The sequence below is a fragment of the Nostoc sp. TCL26-01 genome (assembly GCF_013393945.1).
Lineage (GTDB): Bacteria > Cyanobacteriota > Cyanobacteriia > Cyanobacteriales > Nostocaceae > Trichormus.
Genome location: NZ_CP040297.1, coordinates 268772 through 294331 on the forward strand (window position 1 = coordinate 268772; position 25560 = coordinate 294331).

Annotated in this window: 32 protein-coding genes, 1 pseudogene and 1 riboswitch; of the genes and pseudogenes, 11 read left to right on the forward strand and 22 right to left on the reverse strand. The window is 41.4% G+C overall.

Annotated elements, in window-relative coordinates:
• Positions 1-39: 39 nt before the first annotated feature.
• The gene (locus FD725_RS01065; RefSeq protein WP_179046421.1) at positions 40-759 is read right to left on the reverse strand and encodes a GDSL-type esterase/lipase family protein; all 720 of its coding nucleotides are present in this window, start codon (positions 757-759) and stop codon (positions 40-42) included.
• Positions 760-866: 107 nt separating this feature from the next.
• On the opposite strand from FD725_RS01065, the gene FD725_RS01070 reads away from it, so the two are divergent.
• Entirely contained in the window at positions 867-1019 is a 153-nt protein-coding gene (locus FD725_RS01070) for a hypothetical protein (protein ID WP_179046422.1), read from the forward strand.
• Here the strand turns inward: FD725_RS01070 and FD725_RS01075 are convergent.
• The 3 genes from FD725_RS01075 to nfi all read right to left on the reverse strand — a co-directional run bounded on the left by FD725_RS01075 (position 1004) and on the right by nfi (position 4504).
• Complete coding sequence (locus FD725_RS01075) at positions 1004-2962, reverse strand: FHA domain-containing protein (protein WP_179046423.1); 1959 nt, start codon at positions 2960-2962, stop codon at positions 1004-1006. The genes FD725_RS01070 and FD725_RS01075 overlap by 16 nt on opposite strands.
• Before the next feature lie 144 nt (positions 2963-3106).
• Positions 3107-3712, reverse strand: a complete 606-nt coding sequence (locus tag FD725_RS01080; RefSeq protein WP_179046424.1) for an FHA domain-containing protein — start codon at positions 3710-3712, stop codon at positions 3107-3109.
• Between the two features lie 126 nt (positions 3713-3838).
• On the reverse strand, positions 3839-4504 hold the full coding sequence (nfi, locus tag FD725_RS01085; protein WP_179046425.1) for a deoxyribonuclease V: 666 nt from the start codon (positions 4502-4504) through the stop codon (positions 3839-3841).
• A gap of 129 nt (positions 4505-4633) precedes the next feature.
• Here nfi and FD725_RS01090 point away from each other — a divergent pair, with 129 nt between their 5' ends.
• Positions 4634-5134 (forward strand): hypothetical protein, encoded by a 501-nt coding sequence (locus FD725_RS01090; RefSeq protein ID WP_179046426.1) that lies wholly within the window; start codon positions 4634-4636, stop codon positions 5132-5134.
• 534 nt (positions 5135-5668) lie between these two features.
• Here FD725_RS01090 and atpC read toward each other — a convergent pair.
• The 5 genes from atpC to FD725_RS01115 all read right to left on the reverse strand — a co-directional run bounded on the left by atpC (position 5669) and on the right by FD725_RS01115 (position 10522).
• Entirely contained in the window at positions 5669-6082 is a 414-nt protein-coding gene (gene atpC / locus FD725_RS01095; protein WP_179051375.1) for an ATP synthase F1 subunit epsilon, read from the reverse strand.
• Positions 6083-6168: 86 nt separating this feature from the next.
• The gene (atpD, locus tag FD725_RS01100) at positions 6169-7617 is read right to left on the reverse strand and encodes a F0F1 ATP synthase subunit beta (protein WP_179046427.1); all 1449 of its coding nucleotides are present in this window, start codon (positions 7615-7617) and stop codon (positions 6169-6171) included.
• Positions 7618-7848: 231 nt separating this feature from the next.
• Positions 7849-8652 carry a DUF1194 domain-containing protein gene (locus FD725_RS01105; RefSeq protein ID WP_179046428.1) on the reverse strand — a complete coding sequence of 268 codons (804 nt, stop codon included), beginning with the start codon at positions 8650-8652 and terminating at the stop codon, positions 7849-7851.
• A gap of 453 nt (positions 8653-9105) precedes the next feature.
• On the reverse strand, positions 9106-10014 hold the full coding sequence (locus tag FD725_RS01110; RefSeq protein ID WP_179046429.1) for an alpha/beta fold hydrolase: 909 nt from the start codon (positions 10012-10014) through the stop codon (positions 9106-9108).
• Between the two features lie 265 nt (positions 10015-10279).
• A complete protein-coding gene (locus FD725_RS01115) occupies positions 10280-10522 on the reverse strand; it encodes a hypothetical protein (protein ID WP_179046430.1) in 243 nt (80 codons plus the stop codon).
• Between the two features lie 201 nt (positions 10523-10723).
• A riboswitch (cyclic di-AMP (ydaO/yuaA leader) is annotated at positions 10724-10935 on the reverse strand.
• 13 nt (positions 10936-10948) lie between these two features.
• On the opposite strand from FD725_RS01115, the gene FD725_RS01120 reads away from it, so the two are divergent.
• Positions 10949-11131: a hypothetical protein gene (locus FD725_RS01120; protein WP_179046431.1), complete on the forward strand. Its 183-nt coding sequence runs from the start codon at positions 10949-10951 to the stop codon at positions 11129-11131.
• A 6-nt stretch (positions 11132-11137) separates the two neighbouring features.
• Here FD725_RS01120 and FD725_RS01125 read toward each other — a convergent pair whose 3' ends face one another.
• The gene (locus FD725_RS01125; RefSeq protein ID WP_179046432.1) at positions 11138-11509 is read right to left on the reverse strand and encodes a sulfite exporter TauE/SafE family protein; all 372 of its coding nucleotides are present in this window, start codon (positions 11507-11509) and stop codon (positions 11138-11140) included.
• A gap of 24 nt (positions 11510-11533) precedes the next feature.
• Complete coding sequence (locus FD725_RS01130; RefSeq protein WP_179046433.1) at positions 11534-12499, reverse strand: acetamidase/formamidase family protein; 966 nt, start codon at positions 12497-12499, stop codon at positions 11534-11536.
• A gap of 242 nt (positions 12500-12741) precedes the next feature.
• Here FD725_RS01130 and FD725_RS01135 point away from each other — a divergent pair, with 242 nt between their 5' ends.
• Complete coding sequence (locus FD725_RS01135; RefSeq protein WP_179046434.1) at positions 12742-13308, forward strand: COP23 domain-containing protein; 567 nt, start codon at positions 12742-12744, stop codon at positions 13306-13308.
• Positions 13309-13438: 130 nt separating this feature from the next.
• Here the strand turns inward: FD725_RS01135 and FD725_RS01140 are convergent, their stop codons facing one another.
• The gene (locus FD725_RS01140; RefSeq protein ID WP_179046435.1) at positions 13439-14407 is read right to left on the reverse strand and encodes a DUF4351 domain-containing protein; all 969 of its coding nucleotides are present in this window, start codon (positions 14405-14407) and stop codon (positions 13439-13441) included.
• Between the two features lie 174 nt (positions 14408-14581).
• Between FD725_RS01140 and FD725_RS01145 the strand changes: the two genes are divergently transcribed.
• Positions 14582-15979 (forward strand): tetratricopeptide repeat-containing serine protease family protein, encoded by a 1398-nt coding sequence (locus FD725_RS01145; protein WP_179046436.1) that lies wholly within the window; start codon positions 14582-14584, stop codon positions 15977-15979.
• A 296-nt stretch (positions 15980-16275) separates the two neighbouring features.
• Here the strand turns inward: FD725_RS01145 and FD725_RS01150 are convergent.
• Positions 16276-17237: pseudogene (locus tag FD725_RS01150) on the reverse strand (Rpn family recombination-promoting nuclease/putative transposase).
• A 106-nt stretch (positions 17238-17343) separates the two neighbouring features.
• Here FD725_RS01150 and FD725_RS32245 point away from each other — a divergent pair.
• Positions 17344-17469 carry a hypothetical protein gene (locus FD725_RS32245; protein WP_256871823.1) on the forward strand — a complete coding sequence of 42 codons (126 nt, stop codon included), beginning with the start codon at positions 17344-17346 and terminating at the stop codon, positions 17467-17469.
• 113 nt (positions 17470-17582) lie between these two features.
• Here FD725_RS32245 and FD725_RS01155 read toward each other — a convergent pair whose 3' ends face one another.
• Genes FD725_RS01155 through FD725_RS01165 form a run of 3 tightly spaced genes read right to left on the reverse strand, consistent with a single transcriptional unit; the run spans position 17583 to position 18480 of the window.
• Complete coding sequence (locus tag FD725_RS01155) at positions 17583-18005, reverse strand: PIN domain-containing protein (protein WP_256871824.1); 423 nt, start codon at positions 18003-18005, stop codon at positions 17583-17585.
• A complete protein-coding gene (locus FD725_RS01160) occupies positions 18006-18302 on the reverse strand; it encodes a helix-turn-helix domain-containing protein (protein ID WP_179046437.1) in 297 nt (98 codons plus the stop codon). It lies immediately after the preceding gene.
• A complete protein-coding gene (locus tag FD725_RS01165) occupies positions 18265-18480 on the reverse strand; it encodes a hypothetical protein (RefSeq protein ID WP_179046438.1) in 216 nt (71 codons plus the stop codon). The genes FD725_RS01160 and FD725_RS01165 overlap by 38 nt, the downstream gene beginning before the upstream one ends.
• A 57-nt stretch (positions 18481-18537) precedes the next feature.
• Between FD725_RS01165 and FD725_RS01170 the strand changes: the two genes are divergently transcribed.
• The 3 genes from FD725_RS01170 to FD725_RS01180 all read left to right on the forward strand — a co-directional run bounded on the left by FD725_RS01170 (position 18538) and on the right by FD725_RS01180 (position 20841).
• Positions 18538-19254: an SDR family oxidoreductase gene (locus FD725_RS01170; protein WP_179046439.1), complete on the forward strand. Its 717-nt coding sequence runs from the start codon at positions 18538-18540 to the stop codon at positions 19252-19254.
• A 568-nt stretch (positions 19255-19822) separates the two neighbouring features.
• On the forward strand, positions 19823-20422 hold the full coding sequence (locus tag FD725_RS01175) for a tRNA-(ms[2]io[6]A)-hydroxylase (RefSeq protein ID WP_179046440.1): 600 nt from the start codon (positions 19823-19825) through the stop codon (positions 20420-20422).
• A 17-nt stretch (positions 20423-20439) separates the two neighbouring features.
• Positions 20440-20841, forward strand: a complete 402-nt coding sequence (locus FD725_RS01180; RefSeq protein ID WP_179046441.1) for a VOC family protein — start codon at positions 20440-20442, stop codon at positions 20839-20841.
• A 9-nt stretch (positions 20842-20850) separates the two neighbouring features.
• Here FD725_RS01180 and FD725_RS01185 read toward each other — a convergent pair whose 3' ends face one another.
• From FD725_RS01185 to FD725_RS01200, 4 genes are all read right to left on the reverse strand, one after another.
• Positions 20851-21186, reverse strand: coding sequence for a XisI protein (locus FD725_RS01185; RefSeq protein WP_179046442.1), 336 nt, complete (start codon positions 21184-21186; stop codon positions 20851-20853).
• 34 nt (positions 21187-21220) lie between these two features.
• A complete protein-coding gene (locus FD725_RS33045; protein WP_218653148.1) occupies positions 21221-21310 on the reverse strand; it encodes a XisH family protein in 90 nt (29 codons plus the stop codon).
• Between the two features lie 127 nt (positions 21311-21437).
• Entirely contained in the window at positions 21438-21728 is a 291-nt protein-coding gene (locus FD725_RS01195; protein ID WP_179046443.1) for a HigA family addiction module antitoxin, read from the reverse strand.
• Positions 21729-21739: 11 nt separating this feature from the next.
• Positions 21740-22039, reverse strand: coding sequence for a type II toxin-antitoxin system RelE/ParE family toxin (locus FD725_RS01200; RefSeq protein WP_179046444.1), 300 nt, complete (start codon positions 22037-22039; stop codon positions 21740-21742).
• Positions 22040-22318: 279 nt separating this feature from the next.
• Here FD725_RS01200 and FD725_RS01205 point away from each other — a divergent pair, with 279 nt between their 5' ends.
• Positions 22319-22798, forward strand: coding sequence for a GNAT family N-acetyltransferase (locus FD725_RS01205; RefSeq protein WP_179046445.1), 480 nt, complete (start codon positions 22319-22321; stop codon positions 22796-22798).
• Between the two features lie 30 nt (positions 22799-22828).
• Positions 22829-23188, forward strand: a complete 360-nt coding sequence (locus tag FD725_RS01210; protein WP_179046446.1) for a VOC family protein — start codon at positions 22829-22831, stop codon at positions 23186-23188.
• A gap of 148 nt (positions 23189-23336) precedes the next feature.
• On the opposite strand, the gene FD725_RS01215 is transcribed toward FD725_RS01210, so the two are convergent.
• Both FD725_RS01215 and FD725_RS01220 read right to left on the reverse strand, forming a co-directional pair.
• A complete protein-coding gene (locus tag FD725_RS01215; RefSeq protein WP_179046447.1) occupies positions 23337-23891 on the reverse strand; it encodes a hypothetical protein in 555 nt (184 codons plus the stop codon).
• 251 nt (positions 23892-24142) lie between these two features.
• Positions 24143-25423, reverse strand: a complete 1281-nt coding sequence (locus tag FD725_RS01220) for an acetyltransferase (RefSeq protein WP_179046448.1) — start codon at positions 25421-25423, stop codon at positions 24143-24145.
• Positions 25424-25560: the final 137 nt, after the last annotated feature.

A 25560-nucleotide genomic window follows, 5' to 3' on the forward strand; every position in this document is an offset into this window, starting at 1 on the left:
TATACAGAGGCGATTTATCCCATCTCGACCAAGACTCTTTCAAGTCAGTTGATAAGCTGATGGAGCATGATAGGCTGCTAGTGGTTCCCAATTCATGACATCTTCTAATAAAGCTTGATAGCCCAAGGTATTAGGATGAAGCCCATCTTCACTAAGGCGTTGATTGCGCCATGCTTCACCGCGTACTATCCATTGGTCGAAAATATCTAAATAGGGAATTTGTCTTTGTTTGCAAGCAATGCGCGTGGCTTCTTTGTAACGATACTGATCGGCATGATTAAAATAAAAGCAGTCTAAAAAAGGCATTTTGGCTTCATTGACTGGAACCATACCGACAAATAGCACAGGACATAGTTGCTGTGCTTGGTCTAGTAGAGAAGCCATTTCTGATGCAAATACAGCAATATCTGTATAGTTACGTCCATTGGGACGAGCTAACCGGGCTGAATCATTAACTCCAACAGAGAGGATAATTAAGTCAGGGACTTGATTTCGCAATTCGCCACGATGGCGAAATTCTACTTCTAGCCTTTGGGCTACTTGCTGAGTGCGATCGCCTCTTACTCCCAAATTATACAGGACGTGACCAGAGCTATTGGGTAACATCCACCTGCGCCGCAATTGCTCGACCCAACCCCCTGTTTCTGGGTCGCCAAAGCCATATACTAAGCTATCCCCCAGTGCAATAATCTTCAAAGGCTGACATGGTTTCGGCGCTAAAGACAGCTGCATTGAGGAATGAACTGGAAATGTTTGCATCTTAAAAAGACTTTATTTTATATCTTTACAAGATTCTATACATTTCTACACCATTACAGAGTATCTTTCTTGTCTTTTATTGCGGAAATTTCATATTTCTGGGGTCAATGGTCAATGGTCAATGGTCATTAGTCAATGGTCAATGGTCAATGGTCAATGGTCAATGGTCAATGGTCACTACTCAGCACTCAGGACTCAGCACTCAGCACTCAGTACTCAGCACTCAGGACTCAGCACTCCCCACTCAACATGGTGATTGATTAAAGACCCACTTCAACCATTGCCCAAAAGAACTGAATACATTTAGACGCTTGATTCCAGGTGCGCGGGCGGCGGCGAGTCCATCGACAGCGACTAAGGCGGCGTATTGTAAACCTAAGAAACTATCAACGGCGGCGTAGGGGCCACCCAGGGTAATGGCCCCGGCTGCGTACATTTGACTTTTCCCATTGCGCATTTCGGGAATTTCAAAATTATTGGCAACAGCCAAGCGTCCTAAATAATTTAGAGGTAGGTTGTAATGCTTGACAAAATCATCTAGCAAAGGGCTAACTTGCGCCTTGGCATCTAAACCAGTGGCATCAATAATAAAGTCAGCTGCCAAGTTCATTTGCCCAAAACCTTTTTCCTGAATTTCGGTAATCGTGCGATTTTGTGCGTCTCGTTCTACCCCTTTCACCTCACCAAAAGTAATTTGATACCAACCTTCTCTCAACCCTTCTTCCGTAATGCGTTGCCAGTCTCGACGGTCGGCGGTAGTTGTTCCACCCCAATCTGCTAACATACTTTTGCGTTCTTCTGGGCTGGCTTTTTCTAGCATGGCGCGTAGTTCACCACTCCAACAGCCTTTTGGCCAGTTAAAAGGTTGAAACTCGTAATGATTTTTAACTACACGCTGGGCTTTTTGAAATTTATTGCCTTGGGGTTTAGGCGATCGCATTAAATGCAAAACTGTAATGTTAGGATTTTTTCGCCGCGCCTCATAAATCCGTTGTACGACACGGGAAGCGACAATTCCCCTACCGCGAATCATCACCGTCCCACCTTGGCGTTCTAATTGTTCATATACATGATTATGTGCTTCATAGGCATTTACCACAGATTTAAAATCTTGATATTTTTCTCTGAAAGCTTGCAAATCTGGGAGAAATTGAATTGCTGGATACCCAGTAGCCAAGTGTAAATAACGAGTCACAACAAAAGCGTGTTTTCCCTGACCTTGAGAATAGGCTACACAATATCTACCATCATCCGTTTTGCGAATTGCCCTGACTCGTCCATAACGATAAATTTGACTCCAGCCAATGCGCTTGGCTTCCCGGTCAATGGAGTCAAAAACATTACCAGAACGGGGAGTATAAGTTTCAGCAAAAGCTGGTTCGGCAAACACTTGCCATAAATACTTGCAAGCCGTGTTTAAATTACCTTTGGTGAGATCCCGCCAAGCTTCTCGCCAAGCATAACTAGGCCAACCCCACACACTATCAGGACAAGAATCAGAATTTGATCGCAATCTCTCATGTAAAGGTATTTGCGAATTCATGCAAAGCCGTCGATAACGGGCATAAGGTTCTGGTTCTAAGCCCAAAGCGATAATCTTATCGGCACGCACACCACTAACTCGCACCAAATCAACCCAAACGAAACTACCTAGTCCAGCCCCCACAGCTAAATAGTCACATTCATCTACAGGTAAGCCGGTAGCGTGCAATGCTTGTACAGGAACCTGTTCTACTTGAAATACTGGTGGGGGAAAATTGCTGCCCAGAGGTGTGACTGGTGGGGCTGGCGGTATGCTGGGATCAGGAAGATTGGTTTTGGGGTTAAATTGAATTAATGAAGGCGGATTAGTAACTTGAACAGTGGCATTAGTCGCCAAAGTCACCATCATTATATAAGGGCCAATCTGTAAAGCATCGCCATTAGTCAGAACGCTGCGTGTTTGGCGCTGACCATTGACAAATACACCATTAATACTGCCTTGGTCAATTACTACCAGTTGATTTTGTTCCCAAACAATGGCCGCATGATAGCGAGAAACCTCGTTACTATTCAGCAGCATTCTAGAAACACGCTGTCCTTCTAGTTCCACAGGCAAACGAGCGAATTCTCGACCAAAAGCCACAGGTATATTCAACTTTGGTTCTCGCCGTTCCCCTGTCGTCGGATCTTCCCAACTCAATTGAATTTGTAGGTTAGTCATTGGTCAATAGTCAATAGTCATTGGTCATTGGTCATTGGTCATTGGTCAATAGTCAATAGTCAATAGTCAGCACTCAGCACTCAGCACTCAGCACTCAGCACGGGCTAAACGCCCCGCTACCGCTAACAGCACTCCCACACTCTCTCACTCTCTTCTACTATTTGGTGCTACCAAGACGCTGACTGCTGCTGCTAGAGATGTACCACACCAAGGACAGCCGACTTGTAGATTCTCTTGGGGGGAGATGCGACGGCATTTAGGACACTCTAAACCGTAAGTTCCTTGTGGTGTCACTGGATGGTGATGATGTACTGGTTGTACTGGCTGTACTGGTGACTGTGGACGTGCAGGAGGTGTTGCTGGACGAGGATTATTTTGTGGTGGTGTCACTATCAGTGTGGCAGCGATCGCATTAACATTGACAGCAGTGACTTCTAGTTTTGCTTGACCCAGGAAAATAATACTACCTTGTTTTAAAGCTTGTTCACCTTGGATAAGTTGTTCTCCATTGATGACGGGGGGATTTTGCGATCGCAAATTTCTGATATAAAAATTTTGTTGCTGAGAATCAAAAAAGATTTCTATATGCAGACCTGATACTGTCGGATTAGTCAAAACAATGTCGCACCGGAGAGGATCTCGACCGATGCGGATACTGCCAGGATTTTTATTTTTACTTAGTTCTTGTTCGTAAATCTGCTGAGTTTTATTTTCACCAGCATCGTGCCACTGTAGAGTTAGTGCGTTCATTGTTCTAACTTTGATAACTCGTATTTAGCTACTTCAACTTCTTTCTGTGCGATTCCTAACACGATTGAGTGGTAGTAAGCAAGTTTTGAGAACAAACTTCAACAAATCAACATTGTGATTTTTATTTTATCGATTAGAGGCTAGCTTATCAGCCACTCGCGTAGTTTCTGGTAAGCGATACTTGGGTGTGCAGCGTAAAACATAGTCAATAGCTGTCGCTAAACTGATTTTATGACCACTAGAAACATACACAGGTTTAACTCCCACTCTGGTTCGTAAAACTGCACCAATAGTTTCACCCTGATGTATCAAGGGTTGCCAACTACCTCTAGTTGCTGGTAACTCCTGATGTTGACCAATGAGTAACGATTTTGCTACACCGATTGTGGGTATATTGATAATCACCCCTAAGTGACTAGCTATACCAAATCTCCGGGGATGGGCGATGCCTTGACCATCACAAAGGATGATATCTGGTGTTGTTTGCATCTTTTCCAAAGCATCAAGGACTGCGGGAATTTCTCGAAAAGAAAGGAATCCAGGTATGTAAGGAAAGGAAGTCGGACGATACGCCAGGTGAGTTTCAATTACCTGCAAATCTGGAAAACTCAACACAGCTACAGCAGCACGACTAATTGTCCCATCAGCTGTAAAACCCATATCTACACCAGCAACATATTCCACAGGTTGTTCTAGTTCATCCTGTGTAATGACTTGATTCCGCAATTTTTCTTGAATAACTATTGCTTCTTCTACCGTCACAGGCCAAGCATGAGGTTGATAAATCTTCATAGACAAACTTGAAGCCTAAATTTTGCAGTTCTCCACTCACTACTCCCCACTGCCAAATGTTGTTTGTCTTGGTAAATAGGGAATCATGAGCATAGAAGATTGATGGCTTAATTTTTTCCTTATTTGCTTATGATACAGACAAAACTGGTAAAGCTTGCTCAACAAGGCAACACTCAGGCGATCGCATTTTTGATGAATCGTCATTTGAAACCCAAAGGTATCTCTGCAAAAGTTATTTTGCAAGACTCTTGCTTGCAGGTGATGTTGGAATCAGCAAAAGTTCCTCAGCAACAAACTTTAGTCGCATTTGTCCGCAAAGGAATTATCAGTTTAGATGCTGCTTCCATTCAAAGAGTTAAGGTATACGGGCGAGAAAAAGGGAGTGATTCACCAGCCTGGAGTGAAGAATTTGAGTGCCGTCTAACCAGACATCAACCACTTGCCGACGAGGCACATATTCTCACCATTTCTATTAATCTGAGTGGTGATAATCAATCTGGATTAACACCACAAAATTTTGAGAATATTGCCAATCAAATGACCAGCGATATTTTATCATCTTGTCAAGATGTTTTTATTCAAAAAGTCAGTATTAGTGACGGAAATTCTGTAATTACTAAGGAACGCTAATATTACTAAGCGAAATTTAAACTGAATACAATATCAGAGTTTTATTGATTTAACATAGTCAGGATTAAACTTTACCGTGTTATAATCTAAACTAGACTCTCCAGTTTTTGTGACTATGCTTAATAATCTGGATTTTCAGGATTAATAACACTAAATTACGGGCGTTCAAATTTAGTAATTTTTAATTAATGAATTGCTACACATAAAACAGATCTATTTTTGGAGGGGGTTTGGGGGACGCAACCGTCCGAAGTTTTGTGGAAGGAAACCTTCCCCACAAACTTCTCCCAATCGGGGGTTTGGGGGAGAATCTCCCAAGTCTTGGTTCTTCTGAGATCGATAAGGTGACAACCTTAACTGAATCGTATTGGGTTATAGGTTACAGGTTACAGGAAATAACTTGTGTAATTAATTTTGTCTGATTACATACCACACTTTGGTCAATAATGTCAAATGATGTTTTATACTCACTAAAAAACTATGGGTTGGACAATTGCTCAACCCATAACTTTAGTTTACTTGGTATGTATGATTTTAGACTAAACCACCAGCAGCTTGTAGACGGGCGCGGGCGCGTTTAAAGGTTTGACTAGCCTGGATTTGCGCTTGACGATCGCCTGCTGGTACTTGACTCAAAATTGTTTGAGCTTGGCTATAGTCAGTACGTGCTTCTTCTAGGTTAATCGTGTCGCCACGTTCAGCACCATTCACCAGAATAGTGATTTCATTTTCTTCGACTTCGGCAAAACCACCCAACAGGGCGATCGCTTGCCAACTTTGGTTTTTGCTGGGGCGTACTCGCATGACACCGATATCTAGCGCTGTTAATAGTGGTGCGTGTCCAGTAAGGATACCTAGCTGACCGGTAGTGCTGGGTAAAACCACTTCATCAGCTTCCGCATCCCATACTGTTTTATCTGGGGAAATTACTCGGACAGTTAGGGTCATAAATTCAGGTTGATAGTCAACAGTCAACTGTCAACAGTCAATAGTCAAGTAGTTTTGGACTAATGACTATTGACTAATGACTAATTTTAGCCTTTGATTTTTTCTGCTTTGGCGATCGCTTCGTTGATGTCGCCTACCAAATAGAACGCTTGTTCTGGCAGATCATCTAACTCACCAGAGAGAATCTTCTGGAAGCCTTTGATGGTGTCTTCTAACTTCACGTACTTACCAGGGGAACCGGTGAATACTTCAGCTACGAAGAAGGGTTGAGACAAGAAGCGCTCAATCTTCCGGGCGCGTGCTACGGTGAGACGGTCTTCTTCGGACAATTCATCCAGACCGAGAATGGCGATAATGTCTTGGAGTTCTTTGTAGCGTTGCAAGGTTGATTGGACAGCACGCGCAGTGTTGTAGTGTTCGTCACCAACAATGTTGGGCTGCAACATGGTAGAAGTCGAACCCAGGGGGTCTACCGCCGGATAAATACCCTTAGATGCTAAACCACGAGACAGTACAGTTGTACCGTCTAAGTGAGCAAAGGTAGTTGCTGGTGCGGGGTCTGTCAAGTCATCCGCAGGTACGTATACAGCTTGAATTGAGGTAATGGAACCTTCAGTTGTGGAGGTAATGCGTTCTTGCAATTGACCGACATCAGTACCCAATGTTGGCTGATATCCCACAGCAGAAGGCATCCGACCCAACAGCGCCGATACTTCTGAACCGGCTTGTACAAATCGGAAAATGTTGTCAACAAATAGCAGTACGTCTTGTTTGTTGACATCACGGAAGTATTCAGCCATTGTCAAACCAGACAAACCAACCCGCATTCTTGCTCCGGGTGGTTCGTTCATCTGACCGTAAACTAGCGCGATTTTCGATTCGTTGAGGTTATCTTTGTTGATTACCCCAGATTCAATCATTTCGTTGTAAAGGTCGTTCCCTTCACGGGTACGCTCTCCCACGCCAGCGAACACAGACACGCCACCATGCTGGGTAGCAATGTTGTTAATCAATTCCATCATGATCACGGTCTTGCCGACACCTGCACCGCCGAATAGACCGATTTTACCGCCGCGTCGGTAAGGAGTCAGAAGGTCAACAACCTTAATTCCTGTCTCGAAAACGGAAGGCTTGGTTTCTAGATCAGTGAGTAGGGGCGCTGAACGGTGGATGGGTAAAGTCTCCTGAGCATTGACTGGCCCTTGATTATCTACGGGTTCGCCCAGGACGTTGAAGATCCGACCGAGGGTTACTTTACCAACCGGTACGCTGATGGGAGCGCCTGTATCGACAACTTCCAGACCACGGACTAAGCCATCGGTGGAACTCATAGCAACAGCACGCACTTGGTTGTCGCCCAAAAGTTGCTGTACTTCGACGGTCAAGTTGATTTCCTGTCCAGCTTCGTTAGTGCCTTTGATGGTCAAAGCGTTGTAGATTTGCGGTAATTTTCCGCCGGGGAATTTAACGTCTACAACCGGACCAATGATTTGGGTAATGTAACCGATGTTTGTTTTTTCTGCGGTGGTGACCATGCTGCGCCTAATGATTGAAGCTATATTTCAGATAAGGTCGTAGAAGACATAAGTTTATGCAATGTCACCTTTCACTGTAGCACCGCAGGGGGACATAACTCCGTTAGTAATTCCTTAAAAAGTAGCTGAGTCGTTGTTGAATGTATCTTGCAAGAATAAAATGGCAAGCGATCGCCTCTAGCGATCGCTCCCCTGGGCATCATCTACAAAAATAATGGTGAGTTCTGGCAATTAGCAACCAAGCGACTGGCTACGACGTTTGAGTTTAGCGGTTAGACCGAAAGCACCTAGACCCAATAAGCCAATGAGAGAAGCGGGTTCAGGAGTTGGTTGAGGCTCACCAACGATTTCTCGTTGAATTTTACTCTCAACTGTTGCACCAAAATCTGCAAAACTAGACGCTGTCTGGACAAAAGAGCCAGTACCACCTTTAACATTGTTTGTATAAAAATTGAAGACTCCAGACCCACCAATAACTAAACCATTAATGGCATCAACACCGGCTGCTAATGCAGCATCACGAGCTGCGGCTGTGCTAGAACCGCTATTTTGAACACCATCACCAGATACGTCAATAACTTGACGTGTGCCATCAAAGTCGTTGTTGAAGAACAGGGGTGTGGCAAAGTTGATGGCAGAACCAGGCGCAGTATTATCATCGAAAGGACGTGTAGTTGCCGCAATAGCAGTAGCAAAGCTTTGTGAAGCTGCTAGGCTATCAATTAGAGTCCAACCGATAGATTGCTGTTGTTGATTTCCACTAGACCAATAGATGAGGTTAACAGCAATCTTACCTAGTTTTCCTTTGGAGATAAAATCGTCGAACAGCTCGGCACTGTTGAAAGCATCTACATAGCCTTGTTTTTGCAAGTTGAACTCAGTCGTATCTATACTGCCAGATACATCAACTAGCAAAGATAGTTCTAAATCGACGGGAGTAAGAGTAGCAGCATTCGCACTAGTGGATATGGCTAGAGCCGATAAAGTGCAAGTTGCTGCTGTGAGTGTCGCCTGGAAAATACGAGATGTTTTCATAAAATAATCTTGATTTGTTGTGCTTAACTGTCCATTCAGGAGCCAAATTTGAGCCTGACAGATAACTTGCTTCTGAAGCTTTGTACAAAGTCTTTTACCTAAGATTTTTGTGGCAGACACGCACACAAACCTTAAGTAAAGCCATTTATAGCCATCAGTAAAGCTTTACTCTGTGTTTACCTCAAATGCATATTTTGGAGATTACCGTTAATTTACTTATGGCGCTAGTATCACAACGATACATTTACAAAAAAAATATATTGTAATTTTACTTACGTAATAGCTCAAACCCATATCCAATCAAGGTTGTATCGTTATTTTTAGAGCAATATCTCAATTTGCCGCACCAGAAATTCTTGTGTAATTTTACGGTTACTTTAAGAAAAATTTACAGTTATCTGGTCATATTTAGGTAAAAAACCGCAACAATAGTCAGTGATTCAGTCAAGGTAATCAAAACTTAGCAACAAAAGGAGCGATCGCTCGCACAAATTCCCCGGTAGACTCATAAGGTAAAACATTGCGTCCCGGTATCTTCACCCCATGACCTTGTGGTAAACAAGCCAGATAATCAGCTAAAGTGTCGTCAGGTGTTTCTGTTTTACCTTCTTTACTGATACTTGATGCTGATTCACCCATGACTACCAATGTGGGTTGTTTAATAGCTGCGATTAAATTTGTATAATCCTGTCGCCAAAATCCCGCTAAAAATGAAAATACAGCGTGGCGACTAGAGATATTTGCCGCACCTGCAACTAAAGTATCTAGCCATTCTGCATCAACAGTATCTGCTTGAGCAAACAAGCGCTGTGTAGAAAAAGAACGCAGGAATTTTGGTGTCCGTGCATAGCGATAAAAGGCATTACCAACAGGAGAATTAAAGATATTCCAAGCGATTTTTTGTTGACTTTTGGATGATGGTTTTGTGATTACTGGCCAAGTTGGTGGTCCTGAAAGTATCAACCCAGCAATTAAGTTTAATTCCAGTTGAACTAATTCAATCGCTACCGGGAACAAAGCGCCTTGGACTATAACAATCACTGGCTTTTTGACTACATTTTGTAAAAAGTAATGTAATTGTTCTGCCCAATCTTTAGGTGTATAAGCCACATGAGGTTGATCACTTGCACCACACCCCAACAGATCAGGGACATAAATCAGACGCTGATCTTCTGCTTTTAACCATTCATGACAAAAGCGTTGCCAAAATTTTCCTGATAAGCCTACACCAATGGGATGAATGAGTAGTAAAGGGATTGGTTCAGGAGTAGAGTTTTTAGGTTGATAAACTTGATAGGCACAGCGATACTTATGCCAATTATAAAACTGTGTGCGTACTGAATTTATAATATTTGTTTGCATAAATTAAAGTTGTATAGGACTCCTATTTGATTTTTGAATAAAATTAAGTATTTGTAGTGGCGTGGCAAGGCTAAAGTTTTGCATTAGAACTATCTGTTTCTTGGGGTTTAAAAATCGGATAAAGATGTTTAAGTTGGACATTACCCTGATTTTCCATCTTTTACATTGCAACATTTTAGTCTAGACACGCCAGTACCTAATTTTTAGAAATCAAATATGAGTTCTATATTTAGGATATTGCTAAATTACTGGATGATTTGATTTCCTAAATTTCTTCGGTAATATTCACTAATTCGTGACTACACTTCATCAACTCATAAAGATCATAGGCATATAAATCTTCTTGGTTAGGTTCATGACTGTGACTAGCAGCTACAATCGGATCACCATAACCATTAGTTTTACCAATTAATAACAGTTTTTTACCTGCATACTCGCCAATTAACTTAAACTTATGCTCTGGTAAAAAGTTAACATCACTAAAAGAATTACGATTTTGAATAGACATTTTTCCTCCTAATCTGTTCAGAATTGTTTTGACAAGTAAGCACGTTTAAGCTACGCAAAAACTTTAATACCTATGACACATATAGGTATATTTTTTGGCAGACTGTAAAGTCTTTGTTTCCAGTATCGCGGGTAAAACGATGAGCAAACATACCAGCCAAGGATACTGACGACAAGCATTAGTTGTAAAAATGCTGATCGTTCAATCTCCTCTCAATGCCTACGAAGTTAGCTGACGGGCTAGGACTGAGAGATGTCCTTCTCTTAATTGCTTTAAAGCCTAGAGTGAAAAAATTATCTTTTACACTTGAGCTTTGATGGGAGATACGCCCCTAACTTGGTTCCTCCGTTCCTGGTTTACCCTTATACACGCTATGGTGTCAGGATAAACGTGGGATTAGGCAGACTAACTTAAATATTCTCTGCAATGTTATCGCGTTATGGTAAAATTGGACAAGTTGGTAAACAAAAAGATATAATTTGGAACCAGATTCTTCAATACCTTCGCCAAATCGAAAAAGTCTTAATTCGTAGTACTGGGCTTCCCTGCACTCAACCCGACCTACAAAAAATGGCGCAGGTATTTCCCAATACTATACTTTATACGTAAGTTCTGTTAACGTACTAACAAATATCTAAAACCAATTAATAATAAAAATATGCCATAAAGCTTTTTCATGGTTTCACTGGTAATAAATGGTTGAGTAGCAAACATAGCTCCAAATAAGTTACCAATTAATAAACCTACAGCAATAATCACAGCATATTTAAAATTAATATTGCCACTGCGATAGTAAACTGCTGCTCCTAACAGTCCAATGGGTAAAATTTGCGCAGCGATAGAAGTACCAGTGGCAAATTTTTGATCAAGACCTATTAATAGTACCATTGCTGGAACCATGATAGCCCCACCACCAATACCAAACATTCCGCCTGCGACACCAGCTACCAAACCAATTAACAACAGTTGCCAGAGTAAATTAGACATACAAAATTGTGAGTTTTTCTTTAACTATAAACTTATTTTAGATGACAAAATTGCTTTAGATAGCAAACCATGAATTCCTTTATGGGGGCTATTGACAACTTGCGTGATGTGAAAATTGACAGCTAAACTGCACAAAACATAAGCATCTTCTGGGGACAAATTTGCAAACTTTGTTAAAAAATCAATCATGTTTTGGAGTGCCAGTTCTAAAGCCGCATCTAAAGTTGGGGCAAAACCCATTGTGATAATATCAGTTGCTGTGTCGGCAATGGGTGTGACAAAATGCAAATCTTTGCGGAGTTTTAACTGAATCCGACCATTCATAGAAGTTTCAATGGCTGTAACATTCACTTCTCCATCTCCTTGAGCTGAATGTCCATCACCAATAGAAAATAATGCACCTGGGACAAAAACAGGCAAAAATATTCTAGAGCCTGCTTGGAGTTCACGGTTATCAATGTTACCACCATAATTGCCAGGGGGAACGGATGAACGAGCATTTTCTGGGGTGGCAACTCCCAGAATACCAAAAAAAGGCTTGAGAGGAATTTTAATGCCGCTATTCACAGGAAATTCAGTCAGTTGGTTGACTAAATCGAGAGTGATAAATCGCAAAGCGGGTTGAGTAAATTGATGAGGTAAAGCTCCCCAACCTGAGCGAATAGCATTAAATCCTATGGGTAAACTAGGAGCGATCGCTTCTAATCTTACCTCTACAACATCCCCTGGTTCTGCGTCCCTTACATAAATTGGCCCGGTTAGTAAATGTGGCCCAGCCGCAATTTTTCTTTCTGGAGGTAGATTTTGGCAGATATCCAGAAATTCTGGGGTGAGAAACTCTCTTGGTGCTTTGTCGTAAATGTAGTAACCAGTGTATGTTTCTACATCAATTGTGTCACCTGAATCTACAGTCAGTGATGGTTCTAGGAGATGAGAAAAACCTCCTAAATGTACAGTTGACTTGGTAGCTTTTAAAATATGGTGAGTCATCGCCGCTATGTTTAATTGTTCGGTGTGATTGCTTTGTCTAAACTCACCCTACACATACTGTTACACTTATCAATCATGATAGTGATAAATTTAACAGAATTAGCAGACTTCAACCCCCTAGTTTTGCTGAAAATCTAGATAAATATGGTAATTTCAGAACATATATGAAAAAGATAATCCGAAATATATCGGTTTGCGTTTGTAGCTTGGCGTATTTACTTTGTCTTAATTAAGTTGTATTTATGAACCTGGAGACATCTAGTCAAGTCTTAACATGGGGTACGAGAGTTTTTGGTGTGGGGGTGCTAACTACCTTTGTTACAGCAACTATGCTCAATCAACCAAGCTACGGGGGAAGTCCTACCTTTGTTTGCGATAAGAGCCAATATCAGGGAGCATCTGTACCCACAACCTTTGTTTTCACCCAAGATAACCGGAAAATACCGCTAGTTTATTGGGTTTCTAGTTATTTTTCGGGTTTATCACCGGAGAAACGATGTCAGCAGGTATCTTACAGATTTCAGAGAAATTATGATAACGGGACTCTGAGATTTATCAAAACAGGTATTCTCAACAGACTACCTGTTGTGTGCGCCACTGCGGAAAAAAACGCTACTTGCACAAATAAGAATTTATTATTCACCCTCAAACGTGGTAGCAATCCCGACGCTACTGCACGCCAATTATTTGATCGCCAAGCTCTGGCTTCTGGAATCGCCACTAATCAAAGTAGTGGTAATACAGATAACGATCCTGTAAATATAGATTTTGAGGCTTTTCTATATTTTGCGCCATCTCAAAATAAGTAAGTGGGTGCATCATCACAAAAGCGATCGCTTTTATCGGGGAAGTGCGTTAGAGATAGATTACCGGAGGCGATGACCTCCGGTCGGGCGTAGCCCATCGCTTTTCAATATTTTGCTTGATATTCAGTTATATTTATGCTGATTCTTCATGACTATTCAACCAAGCTACTAAATCACCTGCATTCGTAAAATCTAACAAAGCATCAGCTAAATCTTCCACCTGAGTCGGCGATAATTTCCCAATCCTTTCTCCTAACTCAGGACTAACCGCACCAAGTTTCCTGTTAAGCAGTCGCATAACTATTTGTAGTCTTCCTTCTTCTCTTCCTTCTTCTCTTCCTTCTTCTCTTCCTTCGACTCTTCCTTCTTCTCTTCCTTCTTCTCTTCCTTGTAATTGCCAGCTTGTCACAATTTCCATAACTACCTCTTGTTTAACAGGTTCAAATTTAGCAATCTCTGTTTGAAAAATCTCTGTTTCTGCTGCATTTAGTCTCAGATAGGTATCAACAAACCCAGAAATCAGTTTCATTTTTGCTGGATTGAGCCGTAAAGTCGCCAATAATCGTAAACATTCAGCCTTGACTTTGGGACGGTCTGATGGTGCTATCCTCATTTTAGACATGAGCGCACTAGCAACAGGATTTTCTTGCTCTAAAAAGTCACGCCAGTTCAATTGATTGAGTTGCACCACCCCATAGTTAAATTCCAGCACCGTTTTGTCAGGAAATGTGACACGATAAGTATCTGTTTGGGGCTTGTGAGGAGTGTCATAGGAAAAGATGACTATGGGATAGACAGGTAATCCATGTTTTTCAAATAGTCGAGCAAAATAAGTAAACATCCTCCGTCCAAATTCAGTTTGTGGATATGACTGATTTTCGATATGTACGAGAAAGAATGTTTCTTGTCCTCTAAATCGGAGTTTGGCTACTAAATCAGCTTCGTATTGTTCACCTGCCGTAATATCTGTGAATACTTCTTTATCTAAGAATGTTAGTGAGTCTGATTCTATATATACAGTTACTTGGGGGAAAAATAATTCTAAAAATTCGAGAAAAAATGTGGAAATTAGTTCTTTAAATAAGCGATCGTGGTCAATCATTTCAATATCGTTTGATCCATTACTTGATTGTTAATTATTATACTGGATTGTTCTAAATTGATATACGTTAGTGCTAACTTGCTATAAGTATTGCTAAGTCCTATTTATTAACAGACGATCGCCTACGGCGAGCGGTTACGCGATCGCATTTTTAAACCATATCTGATATTAATTATGAAATTTTATGATCAACTAACATCGGCAATCATTGGAGTCACTATAGCCCTGGTGCAAACTCAAGTGGCTATGGCTCTAGCACCAACAGAAGTTAATAACATTGCTAAACAAATTACGGTGCTGATTCAAAGTAAAAAACCTAGATACGGTTCTGGGGTAATTATCAAAAAAGACGGCAATACTTACACTGTTCTCACGGCGGCTCATGTAGTGGAAGTCAAAGATAATTATCAGATTACTACCCTTGATGGTAAAAGTTATGCAGTCAATTACAGCACTGTCAAACAACTGCCAGGAGTAGACTTAGCTGTAGTGCAGTTTACCAGCAGTGAAAATTATAGTGTAGCCAAAATCGGCAACTCTGATAATAGCACCGAAGGCACAGCTGCTTATGTCGCCGGTTTTCCTGCACCCACATTTGCTATTAATCAGTCAGTCTACACTTTTAGTAATGGGACAATTACGGCTAATGCCTCAAAACCATTACGTGATGGTTATGCCTTGGTTTACAGCAATAACACTTCAGAAGGGATGAGTGGTGGTGCAGTCTTGAATGAAAAGGGTGAACTCATTGCCATTCACGGTAGAGCAGATTTAGACACCAAACAAACCAAAACAGGTTTTAATTTGGGTCTTCCCATTAATACCTTTTTGCGACTGTCATCAAAAATTGGAGTAGATACGGGAGTTGCTGCTCCTAACACTCCAGTAGCTACAGCACCCAAGGCTGGGGACTTTTACATTCAGGGTGGAGATAAGTATAAAAAGGGAGACTACAAAGGGGCGATCGCTGATTACACTAAAGCCATTAGCCTCAATCCTCAATATGCCAATGCCTACCTCAACCGAGGTGCAGTCCGCTATGAATTGGGAGACAAGCAAGGGGCGATCGCTGATTTCAACCAAGCTCTCAAAATTAATCCCAACTTTGACTTAGCCTACTACAACCGGGGTAATGCCCGCTATGAATTGGGAGACAAGCAAGGAGCGATCGCTGATTACAACCAAGCCCTGAAAATTAACCCCAACTTAGCCAAAGCCTACATCAACCGGGGTAATGCCCGCTATGAATTGGGAGACAAGCAAGGGGCGATCGCTGATTTCAACTCTGCACTGAAGATTAATCCCAACTTTGACTTAGCCTACTACAATCGGGGTAATGCCCGCTATGAATTGGGAGACAAGCAAGGAGCGATCGCTGATTTCAACCAAGCTCTCAAAATTAATCCCAACTTAGTCGAAGCCTACGGCAAGCGGGGTGTAGCCCGCTATGAATTGGGAGACAAGCAAGGAGCGATCGCTGATTTGCAGAAAGCTGCTGAACTGTTTCAACAACAAGGAAAAACACAGTCTTACCAAGAAGCACTAGAATTTATTAGAAAACTTCAGCAGTAGCAGAGTTGAAAGAATAGATTAATTTTTGCAAGCCGATACATTAACAGTGATCGCAGGTGATGTGGAATTTGTGTTAGTTTACTGTGGGCGATGACCTCCGGTCGGGCGTAGCCCATCGCATTCACTGATTGAAAAAGCGATCGTATGTATGGGGATCTGGGTTAGAGATAGATTATGTAGGCGATCTCTGGTATGTGGAATGTTTGTTAAGTTACTGTGGGCGATCGCGTGGGTGTGGAATATGAGTTGGGGATAGATTACGACAGGCGATCGCTTGCCAATGTTTTGCTTGATATTCAGTTATGGCTATTTAACCAAGCTACTAAATCACCTGCATTCGTAAAATCTAACAAAGCATCAGCTAAATCTTCTACTTGAGTCGGCGATAATCGCCGAATCCGTTCTTCTAATTCAGATGTAACCGCACCAACTTTCCTGTTAAGCTGTCGCATAACTATTTCTTGTTGTCCTTCTTGTCGTCCTTCTTCTCTTCCTTCAAGCTTTCCTTCTTCTCTTCCTTCAAGCTTTCCTTCTTCTCTTCCTTGTAATTGCCAGCTGGTCACAATTTCCATAACTACCTCTTGTTTGACAGGTTCAAATTTAGCAATCTCTGTTTGAAAAATCTCTGTTTCTACGGCATTTAGTCTCAGATAGGTGTCAACAAACCCAGAAATCAGTTTCATTTTTGCTGGATTAAGCCGCAAGGTCGCCAATAAGCGCAAACATTCAGCCTTGACTTTGGGACGGTCTGATGGTGCTATCCTCATTTTAGACATGAGCGCACTGGCAACAGGATTTTCTTGCTCTAAAAAGTCACGCCAGTTCAATTGATTGAGTTGCACTACTCCATAGTTAAATTCCAGCACCGTTTTGTCGGGAAATGTGACACGATAAGTATCTGTTTGGGGCTTGTGAGGAGTGTCATAGGAAAAGATGACTATGGGATAGACAGGTAATCCATGTTTTTCAAATAGTCGAGCAAAATAAGTAAACATCCTCCGTCCAAATTCAGTTTGTGAATATGACTGATTTTCGATATGTACGAGAAAGAATGTTTCTTGTCCTCTAAATCGGAGTTTGGCTACTAAATCAGCTTCGTATTGTTCACCTGCCGTAATATCTGTGAATACTTCTTTATCTAAGAATGTTAGTGAGTCTGATTCTATATATACAGTTACTTGGGGGAAAAATAATTCTAAAAATTCGAGAAAAAATGTGGAAATTAGTTCTTTTTAAATAAGCGATCGTGGTCAATCATTTCAATATCGTTTGATCCATTACTTGATTGTTAATTATTGTACTAGATTGTTCTAAATTGATTTGATGGTAAATTGGTATACGTTAGTGCTAACTTGCCGTAAGTATTGCTAAGTCCTATTTATCAACAGGCGATCGCTTTTATCGGGGAAGTGCGATCGCCACCGGAAAGGGCGGTTACGCCATCGTACTTATGGGAATGTGCGTTAGAGATAGCTTACCGTAGGCGATGACCTCCGGTCAGGCGTAGCCCATCGCGGTGATGTGGAATTTGTGTTGGCTTACTGTAGGCGATGACCTCCGGTCGGGCGTAGCCCATCGGATTGACTGACTCAAAGAGCGATAATCAGTCAACCCAATTTACAATTCTCACCCCAGGTATTTGTTTAAAATGGCGGGTATTCCGCGTTACTAATATGGCTCGATTTACTAGTGTAATACTCGCAATTAGTAAATCAGCTTGTCCAATTTTGCGTAGTTTAGAAACTGCACGCAAACGTTTAAATTCATCTGATGCAGCTTGACTAATTGGGATAATCAAAAGCTGTCGCAATAATTCTTCTGTACGAAATAGAAGCTCTTGAGCTTTCAATAAATTTTCACCTGTTTCAGCTTTGAGAAGATAATCAATGCGTCCACGTAATACTTCGGCTTTGGTAATGATGGTAATTCCTACCTCTGGATCTCCTATAGCCTTTATTCGCTCAACTACATTCGGGTTTCCTGCATAGAGATGGGTTAGCGTGTCAGTATCAAGCAAATACATCATCTATTCAAAATTTTCATCGACTTCGGAGCGTCCCCTACCCTGATAGATTGTTGCTCTCAATTTTGTCAACGAATCATCATCAGCTAAAGCACCTGCTTGTTGAAGAAGGATAGAATTGCTAGTCTGAGAACACAACCAGTTGTCTATTGCTACCTTTAAAAATCTCCATTCATTTTCAATCTTACGACCAGGAAGATTTCCTTGTAAGGCTTGACGTAGAACAATTTCCCTAGGTAAGCGTAAGTATTCTGAAACTTCTTCAAGGGTGAGAATGTCTGGTAATGTAACTTGCTCCATAACTAAATAGTAAAATGAGCCTTTTAGTTAACATAGTAGCAAAAATCCTGACTGCACTAGAAAATTTATCATCTAAATCATGCGATCGCTTTTCCAACTCATCACGAAAGCGATCGCGTGGGTGTGGAATGTGTGTTAGCTTACGTAGGCGATCGTTGTGTTTAGCATGATTGTTCACAATAGCGGGTTTACTGTAGAAATAATCCAGTGATCGAAAAAATCATGGGGGTGTAGCATGAGTACAGCCAAGAAAATTGCAGTTGTCACAGGTGGAAATCGCGGTTTGGGTTTTGAGGCTTCACGCCAGTTGGCTAAACAAGGATATAAAGTTATTCTCACCAGCCGAGATGAGGCCACGGGTAAAGGTGCTGCTGAAAAATTACAAGCTGAAGGTTTAGATGTGATTTCCTATTCCCTAGATGTGACAAGCGAGTCAAGTAGTCGCAATTTAGCAGAGTTTATCCGTCAGCAGTTTGGTAAACTTGATGTTCTCATCAATAATGCTGCGATATTTATTGATGCTCAAGCAGGTAGCACCAGTATTTTTCACACTAAAATAGAGACTTTACAACAAACTATTGATACAAATGTTTATGGTGTCTTGCGCGTTACTCAAGCATTAGTTCCGCTAATGAAGGCACAAAATTATGGTCGCATTGTCAATGTTTCTTCTGGTGCAGGACAATTAACTGATATGGGGTCGGGAATGACTACATATCGCATTTCTAAAACAGCATTAAATGCCCTAACACGCATTTTTGCTAGTGAATTACACGGCACAAATATCTTAGTCAATTCTGTATGTCCTGGTTGGGTAAAAACTGACATGGGTGGACAAGATGCCCCACGCACTCCAGAGGAAGGTGTTGAGACAATCGTCTGGTTAGCAACTCTGGCTGATGGCGGTGCAACAGGAGGATTCTTCCGCGATCGCCTACCTATTGATTGGTAGTATAATCTTTACAATTATTAATATTTTTAGTCCTAATTTTAGCACTTGAGACTGTTGACTGATACCAGAAAACCCTGATTATCGTTAAGTGTGGATCAAACAGCGATCGCTATTTCTCACTAAGTCCAAACACTAGGTAAAAATGTGTGTCCTGATACAATAGTTTCAGAATGATTATTATATGCTTTCTAAGCCCTTTACTTTTACCCTAAATGCGGAAATTTCCGCTTAAATAATCACCAGAGCGTTGGAAATTATTTCTAGTTGACGACAATTGCGGCTGATTAACAGCAACAACTGTGAAGTGAACTAAGTACTTTTCTGTGTCCTGGTGATTTACTTATTTAAGAGTCATTGGTCAATGGTCAATGGTCAATAGTCATTAGTCATTGGTCATTAGTTCTATACTCACAACTCAGCACGGGCTAAACGCCCCGCTACCGCTAACAGCACTCTCTCACTCCCTCACTCCCTCACTCTCCTACTCAGCACTCACTACTCAGCACTCAGCACTCTCTAGCAACATTCTGCGATAATCAGCACAGTTACAATATAGTTCTCTTGCCTTGTGCTTATTTCCGTGTTACCAACTATCAATGCACTAAAGCAACCAACTAGTGATGCTTGGGTAGAACAAGCGATCGCTAATTTAGATATCATCTTACTTGACCACTCCCACTGTGAGCGTAAAGCGGCGGGTGTAGCATTAAATTTTATGTTTCGCTATCCTTCTAATACTAAAATGGTCAGGGAATTAACAGCGATCGCTCGTGAAGAATTAGAACATTTTGAACTCGTAAATCAGTGGTTAGAAAAACGTCACATACCCCTCGCGCCTTTACCACCACCGCCTTACGGTGCGGGGTTAAAAGCGGCTGTACGTCCTCAAGAACCCGAACGTTTTCTAGATTCCTTACTTGTCACAGGTTTAATCGAAGCCAGAAGCCACGAACGCTTGGGACTATTGGCAATACACTGTCCTGAGCCAGAATTAGCTAAATTTTACAAAGGTTTAATGGCATCTGAGGCACGACACTTTGGTACATACTGGGTTTTAGCTGACACATATTTTGATCGAGAAATTGTTAGTCAAAGACTAAATGAATTAGCTATTGTGGAAAGTGAGTTATTAGAAAATTTACACCCAGAACCGAGAATTCATAGTTAGTAAAATCACTCATAAATATGCAGCTACAGTTAACACATATCAGGTTGCTCGTCTCCAACTACCACGAATGTTTTTTGTTTTACCGTGATGCGCTAGGATTTGTCATCGATTGGGGTGATGAAAATAGTGGCTACGCTGAACTGCACACTGGAGACTATATTAAACTAGCTTTATTCAGAAAGGAATTAATGGCAGAAGCCGTTCCCAGCGCTTACCAACCTTCGGCTGTGGAATGTCACAACAAAGTCGCTCTTGTTTTCTCCGTAGATAATGTAGATGATTTGTACTATCATCTCAAAGAACATAATGCCATCATCGTCACCCAACCCCTAAATCGCCCAGAATGGGGACTCAGAACCGCACACGTCCGCGATCCTGATGGTAATTTAATAGAAATATTTAGCAATATGAGCAATTGAAGTTAGAGTTTAGCTGACAGCAAACTCAGTAAATTGTCGCTTGAAGGGGGAATGAAAAGCTAGGACAATATCTTGTTTGGGTACACCTCGACTGGTAAGTTCATTGGCGATACCTCCTTCAGTTCCATCGTGCTGAATCCAGATTTTTTCGTTTTTAATATCTAGATGTAAGATACAACCATAAATCCGCCGTTTATTTGACCAGCCGACATGAACCACTTGATAGCGGTCTCTTTGATGGTCAAAAATTAACTCAGCTTCCACATCTTCATTACTAGCTTTAATTTCGCTGTAAGCCTGTAAGAGTTCTTGAACTAGTTGACGATACTCTTCTACTTTTGCCATTTGACAATTACCTCCTCTTGCGGCTCAAATATAATTAGTCGCACTTTGTAACGTTAGTAATCAACCACCCTTCTTTCTCTAAAGCGTGTCTGACTGCATCATGAAAAATATCCTTTGCCGCCATAGATTGCCATTAAGAGGTTAAATTTTGCGATGATTTGAGTTTAACCTTTTTCATTAGTGTTGATGCAAAATACTTAATCGTCTGGGTAGTTTAAATTAAACTATACTTGAGCGATCGCTTGGCATCATCAACTCTGTACACGAGGTAGAATTGTTTCCTCAATTGTTTTACCTAGTGTTTGTTGAGCTAGCTTCAGCTCATAGTTCTTCTGAAGATTTAACCATAATTCTCCACCAGTTCCGAAATATTGTCCTAATCGCAAAGCTGTATCAGCTGTTATTCCCCTTTTTCCATTAATAATTTCGGTGATTCTATTTTTAGGAACATGGAGAACACGAGCCAAATCACTCGCGCTCATCCCAAGTTCTGTAAGTTCATCAGCCAGAATCTCTCCAGGATGGATAGGTGGACGCGCCATTTAAGTCTCCTCTAGTGATAATCTGTAATTTCTATATTGAAGGGTTGAAGAAAATCATCAGGCCAGTTAAAACAAATTCTCCATTGATCATTAATTCGGATGCTGTACTGACCTGTTCTATCTCCTCCCAATGATTCAAAACGATTGCTTGGTAATTGCATTAAAGCTTCTTTGTTAGGGGCTGCTTCTAAGATATCAAGTCGTTTCTGCGCCTGTCTTTCAAAAGATTGAAATTCTCTAACCCTTTCTCCTAAAGCGAATTTCTCCGTCTTTTTATCTTTGTATTTAGGGTATTCATCTGACGAAGACATATTAAGATGATCATAAAAGTAGAAATATAAGTTATGAGTTATGTAACGCATAACTTAATGGAGAAATAATAGCACAAAAAATTAGTGCGACCAGCTACCCTGATCGGAACGCCATCGCATTGGTCAGCACAAGCTCAACAATGACTTGTCATAGTACAGACAGAATTCATGCGCCAAGAGTGCTACCTGAGCTAAAATCAGCAAGAGAGGCTATACGCTGGGTAAATTGGGGAATCAATCCAGAAGACTTTTCTGTACAAACCTGACCCAAAAAAGGTAATGAACAGCTACTACAAAGACTTTTTAATTCGTAACTGGCAAAAAAGCGATCGCACTAAAGCCGCCGCAGTCATCGGTTACGTGTTATCGGAATACGGTTTGGGTTGGGAACCCAAAGGTGCTGATCGCGATGTCTTGGAAGTTGAGGATTTTTACTTAGCTACCGGGGGTGAATTTTGGGTAATTGAACACCAAAGTCAAATAGTTGGTACGGGGGCATACTACCCAGTTAAACGCGGGGAAAAGGCTGTAGAAATCAGGAAAATGTATCTTTTATCCAGCGTGAGAGGTTTGGGTTTAGGGAAGTATTTATTACAACAACTAGAAACAGCGATCGCCTTCCGTGGTTTTCAGCAAATTTGGATTGAAACAGCTAGCGTGTTAGTAGAAGCAGTCAAGTTATATGAAAACAATGGTTATCTACCAGCTACAGGTGTAGAAACAGCCAGATGCGATCGAGTGTATGTGAAATACCTATAAGATAAATGCGATCGCTAACCCATACTAACAATGCAGATTACTCAAAGTCTCCATACAGCCATTCTCGTCACCGACCTAGAACGCTCCGAAAATTTCTACACTCAAGTGTTGGGACTATCTAAAATCGGCCGTTCACTGAAATATCCTGGTGCATGGTATCAAATCGGTAATTACCAAATTCACCTGATAGTTGCATCTGATGTTCCTACCGACAACCCCAACGAAAAATGGGGACGTAACCCCCATATCGCCTTTTCTGTAGTTGACTTGGAAATAGCTAAACAAGAATTACTTGATCAAAATTATCCCATTCAACCCAGCGCTTCCGGTCGCCCAGCAATTTTCCTGCAAGACCCTGATGGGAATATTATTGAATTAAGTCAGGAGTAATGAGTTGCTCCAACCAAGATCACCAAAAGTTGCCAAGAACCAAGCTATGATCTACAATTTGGTCATCCAGGGGATAAAAGCACATTAATCTCCTGTTTTGTTTCGGTTCCGATATCAAGAATTTAGGCTGATTGATGTGAGTACCATTCTATTGAACAGCAGTAGTTGCACCAACCGCCATTACTTGAGACCATTCACTGACGCGGTTGTTGTCTAAGACGGCTCGCACTCGATAACCAAGCTGAATTTTGTGCATTAACAAGATTAATTCACGGTTGAGTAATCCTTGTGATTTTTGGTTTTCATTAGATGCGGCTTGTATACGAAAACAGCGATCGCTTTGACGCTTCAACTTTGGAGATTTCCCTTCCATCAGTACCGTTTGCAGTTCGTATTCTTTAGCTTCAGGATATGGTTCCCAGCAAAGTTGCCAGTAAGTTGACCAGCGAATTAAGTCTGATGGTAATTCCTCGACCTCATCCGACAATGTAGAAACAAGTCTGGTAACTGGAGGTTGTACCACCTGAAGCTGATTGGAGCTGATGTCAGTATTTACAGAGTCTATATATTCAGGTTGCCCAACCTTCTGTACGGCTAAAGATGAACTGTCATCAACACTTAGTAACAATCCGAATATCAAAGTGAACAGCAGAATCAATCGTAGGCATTGTAATTGCACTAACGACAAGATTTTCAGATTCATAATTATGCAAAATTGATTTGCTTAGACCAAATTGGAATAGATAGAATTGTTTCAGAGGTCTATAGGACTGATATTTGATTTTTGTTGGCGTAGCCTGTGCTTACACAAAAAAGTCACTACACCTCTAATTTCCTTCTTTTCTGTCATCTGTTACCTGTCGCCTGTTACCTACCTAAACAAGCCTGTTCAGCAATCAAATATGAGTCCTATAGAACTGCCTGATAGAAAAGATTTTTCATCTAAAATGGGTATTACCACTCCACAGATGAAATTAGGCTGCCGTTGTCGGCATAGATTACCCTAGAACCGACATGGGTTCTGGGAGCTAATGTAGAATTGAAGACTGCGCTTCTTTGTCCAACTGCTGATCTGTTGCCAATAACTGAACGGAATATAACAGAGTTTGGTGCTAACCCAACGGCATCGCCTATGCTAGTCTCAGCACCATTAGCAACACCATTGACAACCTGCCTACCTCCATGAACTAGAGCGCGAGGCCCATAACCAATACCATTACCAAGAGTCAAGCTAGTTGTTTCTAAAGCATGGAATACAACATCGTTTGCCATCCCAGCAATTTGCCCAACATTAAAAGGTTCACCCTCATCAGCACGTAGCGAAATTCTATTAGCTAGTTTGTTGCCAAGTGTTGCTAAAGAATCTTGTAAAACGATATTGCCGATAATGCGGTTACGAAAGTTTGGATCACGAGTTGGACTTCCACCTATCTGCGGTAAACCTCCAGAATTAAAAAAGGTGACTGGAGCGTAATTTATTCCTTTTACGTTTGACAAGTCTGCTCTAGCTAATTCTGTGTAACCTTTAGCAAATGCTTCATTAACTTCAATGATGCCTTCCATTAATGCAACGTCAGCTTGTGTTAGATTAGCTACTTTCCCCAAGCTACCGCTAGTAGCTTGTAGGTTAGTTGTGATGTTTTTACCAGGTAGGACAACTTTACCAGCAGGTAAGGTAACACCAGGGCCAACCCGCGCCAGAAAGTTGACTACCGTGTTTCTTTCTACAATTGCACCGTCTATTTCACAGTTGAAGGCAAGAAATGTCTCTGGAATAGTGTTGCTGAACTGAGTATAGGTAACTGGGTCAGTAAAAGGCCCGGTGAAACCTTGAGTACCTATTTTGGCTGCACCTTTGATCGTGGCCATATGTGCCATAATCACACGCGGGCCAATCTCCACTCCCGTTCCCGAAGCTGTGATTTTTACTTGGTCTTGGACATTAGAATCTGCATCGATCCTAATAGGAGCATTAGTAGCGTTTAACTCGGCAAATGGGGCAACAAAGACTTTTTCACCCAAGATAATATTTGTGGGATTGGTGATTATCGCAGTTGGATCAAGAAAACTTGCTGATTCTGAAAGTACTGTACTTGGGCATATAGGTAGATTATTTGCCGTTGGGTTACACGTTCCTCCAGAGGCAAGGGCGGATTGTATATGTATCTGTGTACTGATGGCAAACGCTAAGATAATTGCAGTTAAAGCACTAGAAATTGTGCGAGCTAGGAACATAGAAAAAGACTCCTGACAGGCTATAAAATATTTGGCTATGGGAAAATCTGCGTTAACGATAGTTAAGCGATGTCTGGCGACAAGGCGCAGAGAGTCTACACAGGTGGAGAAATTCCGACTAAACTACACTGCAAAAG

What these genes read in the sequence shown, in the direction of transcription:
- FD725_RS01210 (WP_179046446.1), top strand. Translation starts at nt 22,829, where the DNA reads ATGCAGATTACTCAAAGTCTCCATACAGCCATTCTCGTCACCGACCTA.
- FD725_RS01145 (WP_179046436.1), top strand. Translation starts at nt 14,582, where the DNA reads ATGAAATTTTATGATCAACTAACATCGGCAATCATTGGAGTCACTATA.
- FD725_RS01125 (WP_179046432.1), bottom strand. Translation starts at nt 11,509, where the DNA reads ATGTCTAATTTACTCTGGCAACTGTTGTTAATTGGTTTGGTAGCTGGT.
- FD725_RS33045 (WP_218653148.1), bottom strand. Translation starts at nt 21,310, where the DNA reads ATGGCGGCAAAGGATATTTTTCATGATGCAGTCAGACACGCTTTAGAG.
- FD725_RS01075 (WP_179046423.1), bottom strand. Translation starts at nt 2,962, where the DNA reads ATGACTAACCTACAAATTCAATTGAGTTGGGAAGATCCGACGACAGGG.
- FD725_RS01220 (WP_179046448.1), bottom strand. Translation starts at nt 25,423, where the DNA reads ATGTTCCTAGCTCGCACAATTTCTAGTGCTTTAACTGCAATTATCTTA.
- FD725_RS01160 (WP_179046437.1), bottom strand. Translation starts at nt 18,302, where the DNA reads ATGGAGCAAGTTACATTACCAGACATTCTCACCCTTGAAGAAGTTTCA.
- FD725_RS01185 (WP_179046442.1), bottom strand. Translation starts at nt 21,186, where the DNA reads ATGGCAAAAGTAGAAGAGTATCGTCAACTAGTTCAAGAACTCTTACAG.
- FD725_RS01215 (WP_179046447.1), bottom strand. Translation starts at nt 23,891, where the DNA reads ATGAATCTGAAAATCTTGTCGTTAGTGCAATTACAATGCCTACGATTG.
- FD725_RS01105 (WP_179046428.1), bottom strand. Translation starts at nt 8,652, where the DNA reads ATGAAAACATCTCGTATTTTCCAGGCGACACTCACAGCAGCAACTTGC.
- FD725_RS01115 (WP_179046430.1), bottom strand. Translation starts at nt 10,522, where the DNA reads ATGTCTATTCAAAATCGTAATTCTTTTAGTGATGTTAACTTTTTACCA.
- FD725_RS01120 (WP_179046431.1), top strand. Translation starts at nt 10,949, where the DNA reads ATGTTATCGCGTTATGGTAAAATTGGACAAGTTGGTAAACAAAAAGAT.
- FD725_RS01130 (WP_179046433.1), bottom strand. Translation starts at nt 12,499, where the DNA reads ATGACTCACCATATTTTAAAAGCTACCAAGTCAACTGTACATTTAGGA.
- FD725_RS01170 (WP_179046439.1), top strand. Translation starts at nt 18,538, where the DNA reads ATGAGTACAGCCAAGAAAATTGCAGTTGTCACAGGTGGAAATCGCGGT.
- FD725_RS01140 (WP_179046435.1), bottom strand. Translation starts at nt 14,407, where the DNA reads ATGATTGACCACGATCGCTTATTTAAAGAACTAATTTCCACATTTTTT.
- FD725_RS01200 (WP_179046444.1), bottom strand. Translation starts at nt 22,039, where the DNA reads ATGTCTTCGTCAGATGAATACCCTAAATACAAAGATAAAAAGACGGAG.
- FD725_RS01195 (WP_179046443.1), bottom strand. Translation starts at nt 21,728, where the DNA reads ATGGCGCGTCCACCTATCCATCCTGGAGAGATTCTGGCTGATGAACTT.
- FD725_RS01090 (WP_179046426.1), top strand. Translation starts at nt 4,634, where the DNA reads ATGATACAGACAAAACTGGTAAAGCTTGCTCAACAAGGCAACACTCAG.
- nfi (WP_179046425.1), bottom strand. Translation starts at nt 4,504, where the DNA reads ATGAAGATTTATCAACCTCATGCTTGGCCTGTGACGGTAGAAGAAGCA.
- atpD (WP_179046427.1), bottom strand. Translation starts at nt 7,617, where the DNA reads ATGGTCACCACCGCAGAAAAAACAAACATCGGTTACATTACCCAAATC.
- FD725_RS01070 (WP_179046422.1), top strand. Translation starts at nt 867, where the DNA reads ATGGTCAATGGTCAATGGTCATTAGTCAATGGTCAATGGTCAATGGTC.
- atpC (WP_179051375.1), bottom strand. Translation starts at nt 6,082, where the DNA reads ATGACCCTAACTGTCCGAGTAATTTCCCCAGATAAAACAGTATGGGAT.
- FD725_RS01135 (WP_179046434.1), top strand. Translation starts at nt 12,742, where the DNA reads ATGAACCTGGAGACATCTAGTCAAGTCTTAACATGGGGTACGAGAGTT.
- FD725_RS01180 (WP_179046441.1), top strand. Translation starts at nt 20,440, where the DNA reads ATGCAGCTACAGTTAACACATATCAGGTTGCTCGTCTCCAACTACCAC.
- FD725_RS01155 (WP_256871824.1), bottom strand. Translation starts at nt 18,005, where the DNA reads ATGATGTATTTGCTTGATACTGACACGCTAACCCATCTCTATGCAGGA.
- FD725_RS01205 (WP_179046445.1), top strand. Translation starts at nt 22,319, where the DNA reads ATGAACAGCTACTACAAAGACTTTTTAATTCGTAACTGGCAAAAAAGC.
- FD725_RS01080 (WP_179046424.1), bottom strand. Translation starts at nt 3,712, where the DNA reads ATGAACGCACTAACTCTACAGTGGCACGATGCTGGTGAAAATAAAACT.
- FD725_RS01110 (WP_179046429.1), bottom strand. Translation starts at nt 10,014, where the DNA reads ATGCAAACAAATATTATAAATTCAGTACGCACACAGTTTTATAATTGG.
- FD725_RS01065 (WP_179046421.1), bottom strand. Translation starts at nt 759, where the DNA reads ATGCAAACATTTCCAGTTCATTCCTCAATGCAGCTGTCTTTAGCGCCG.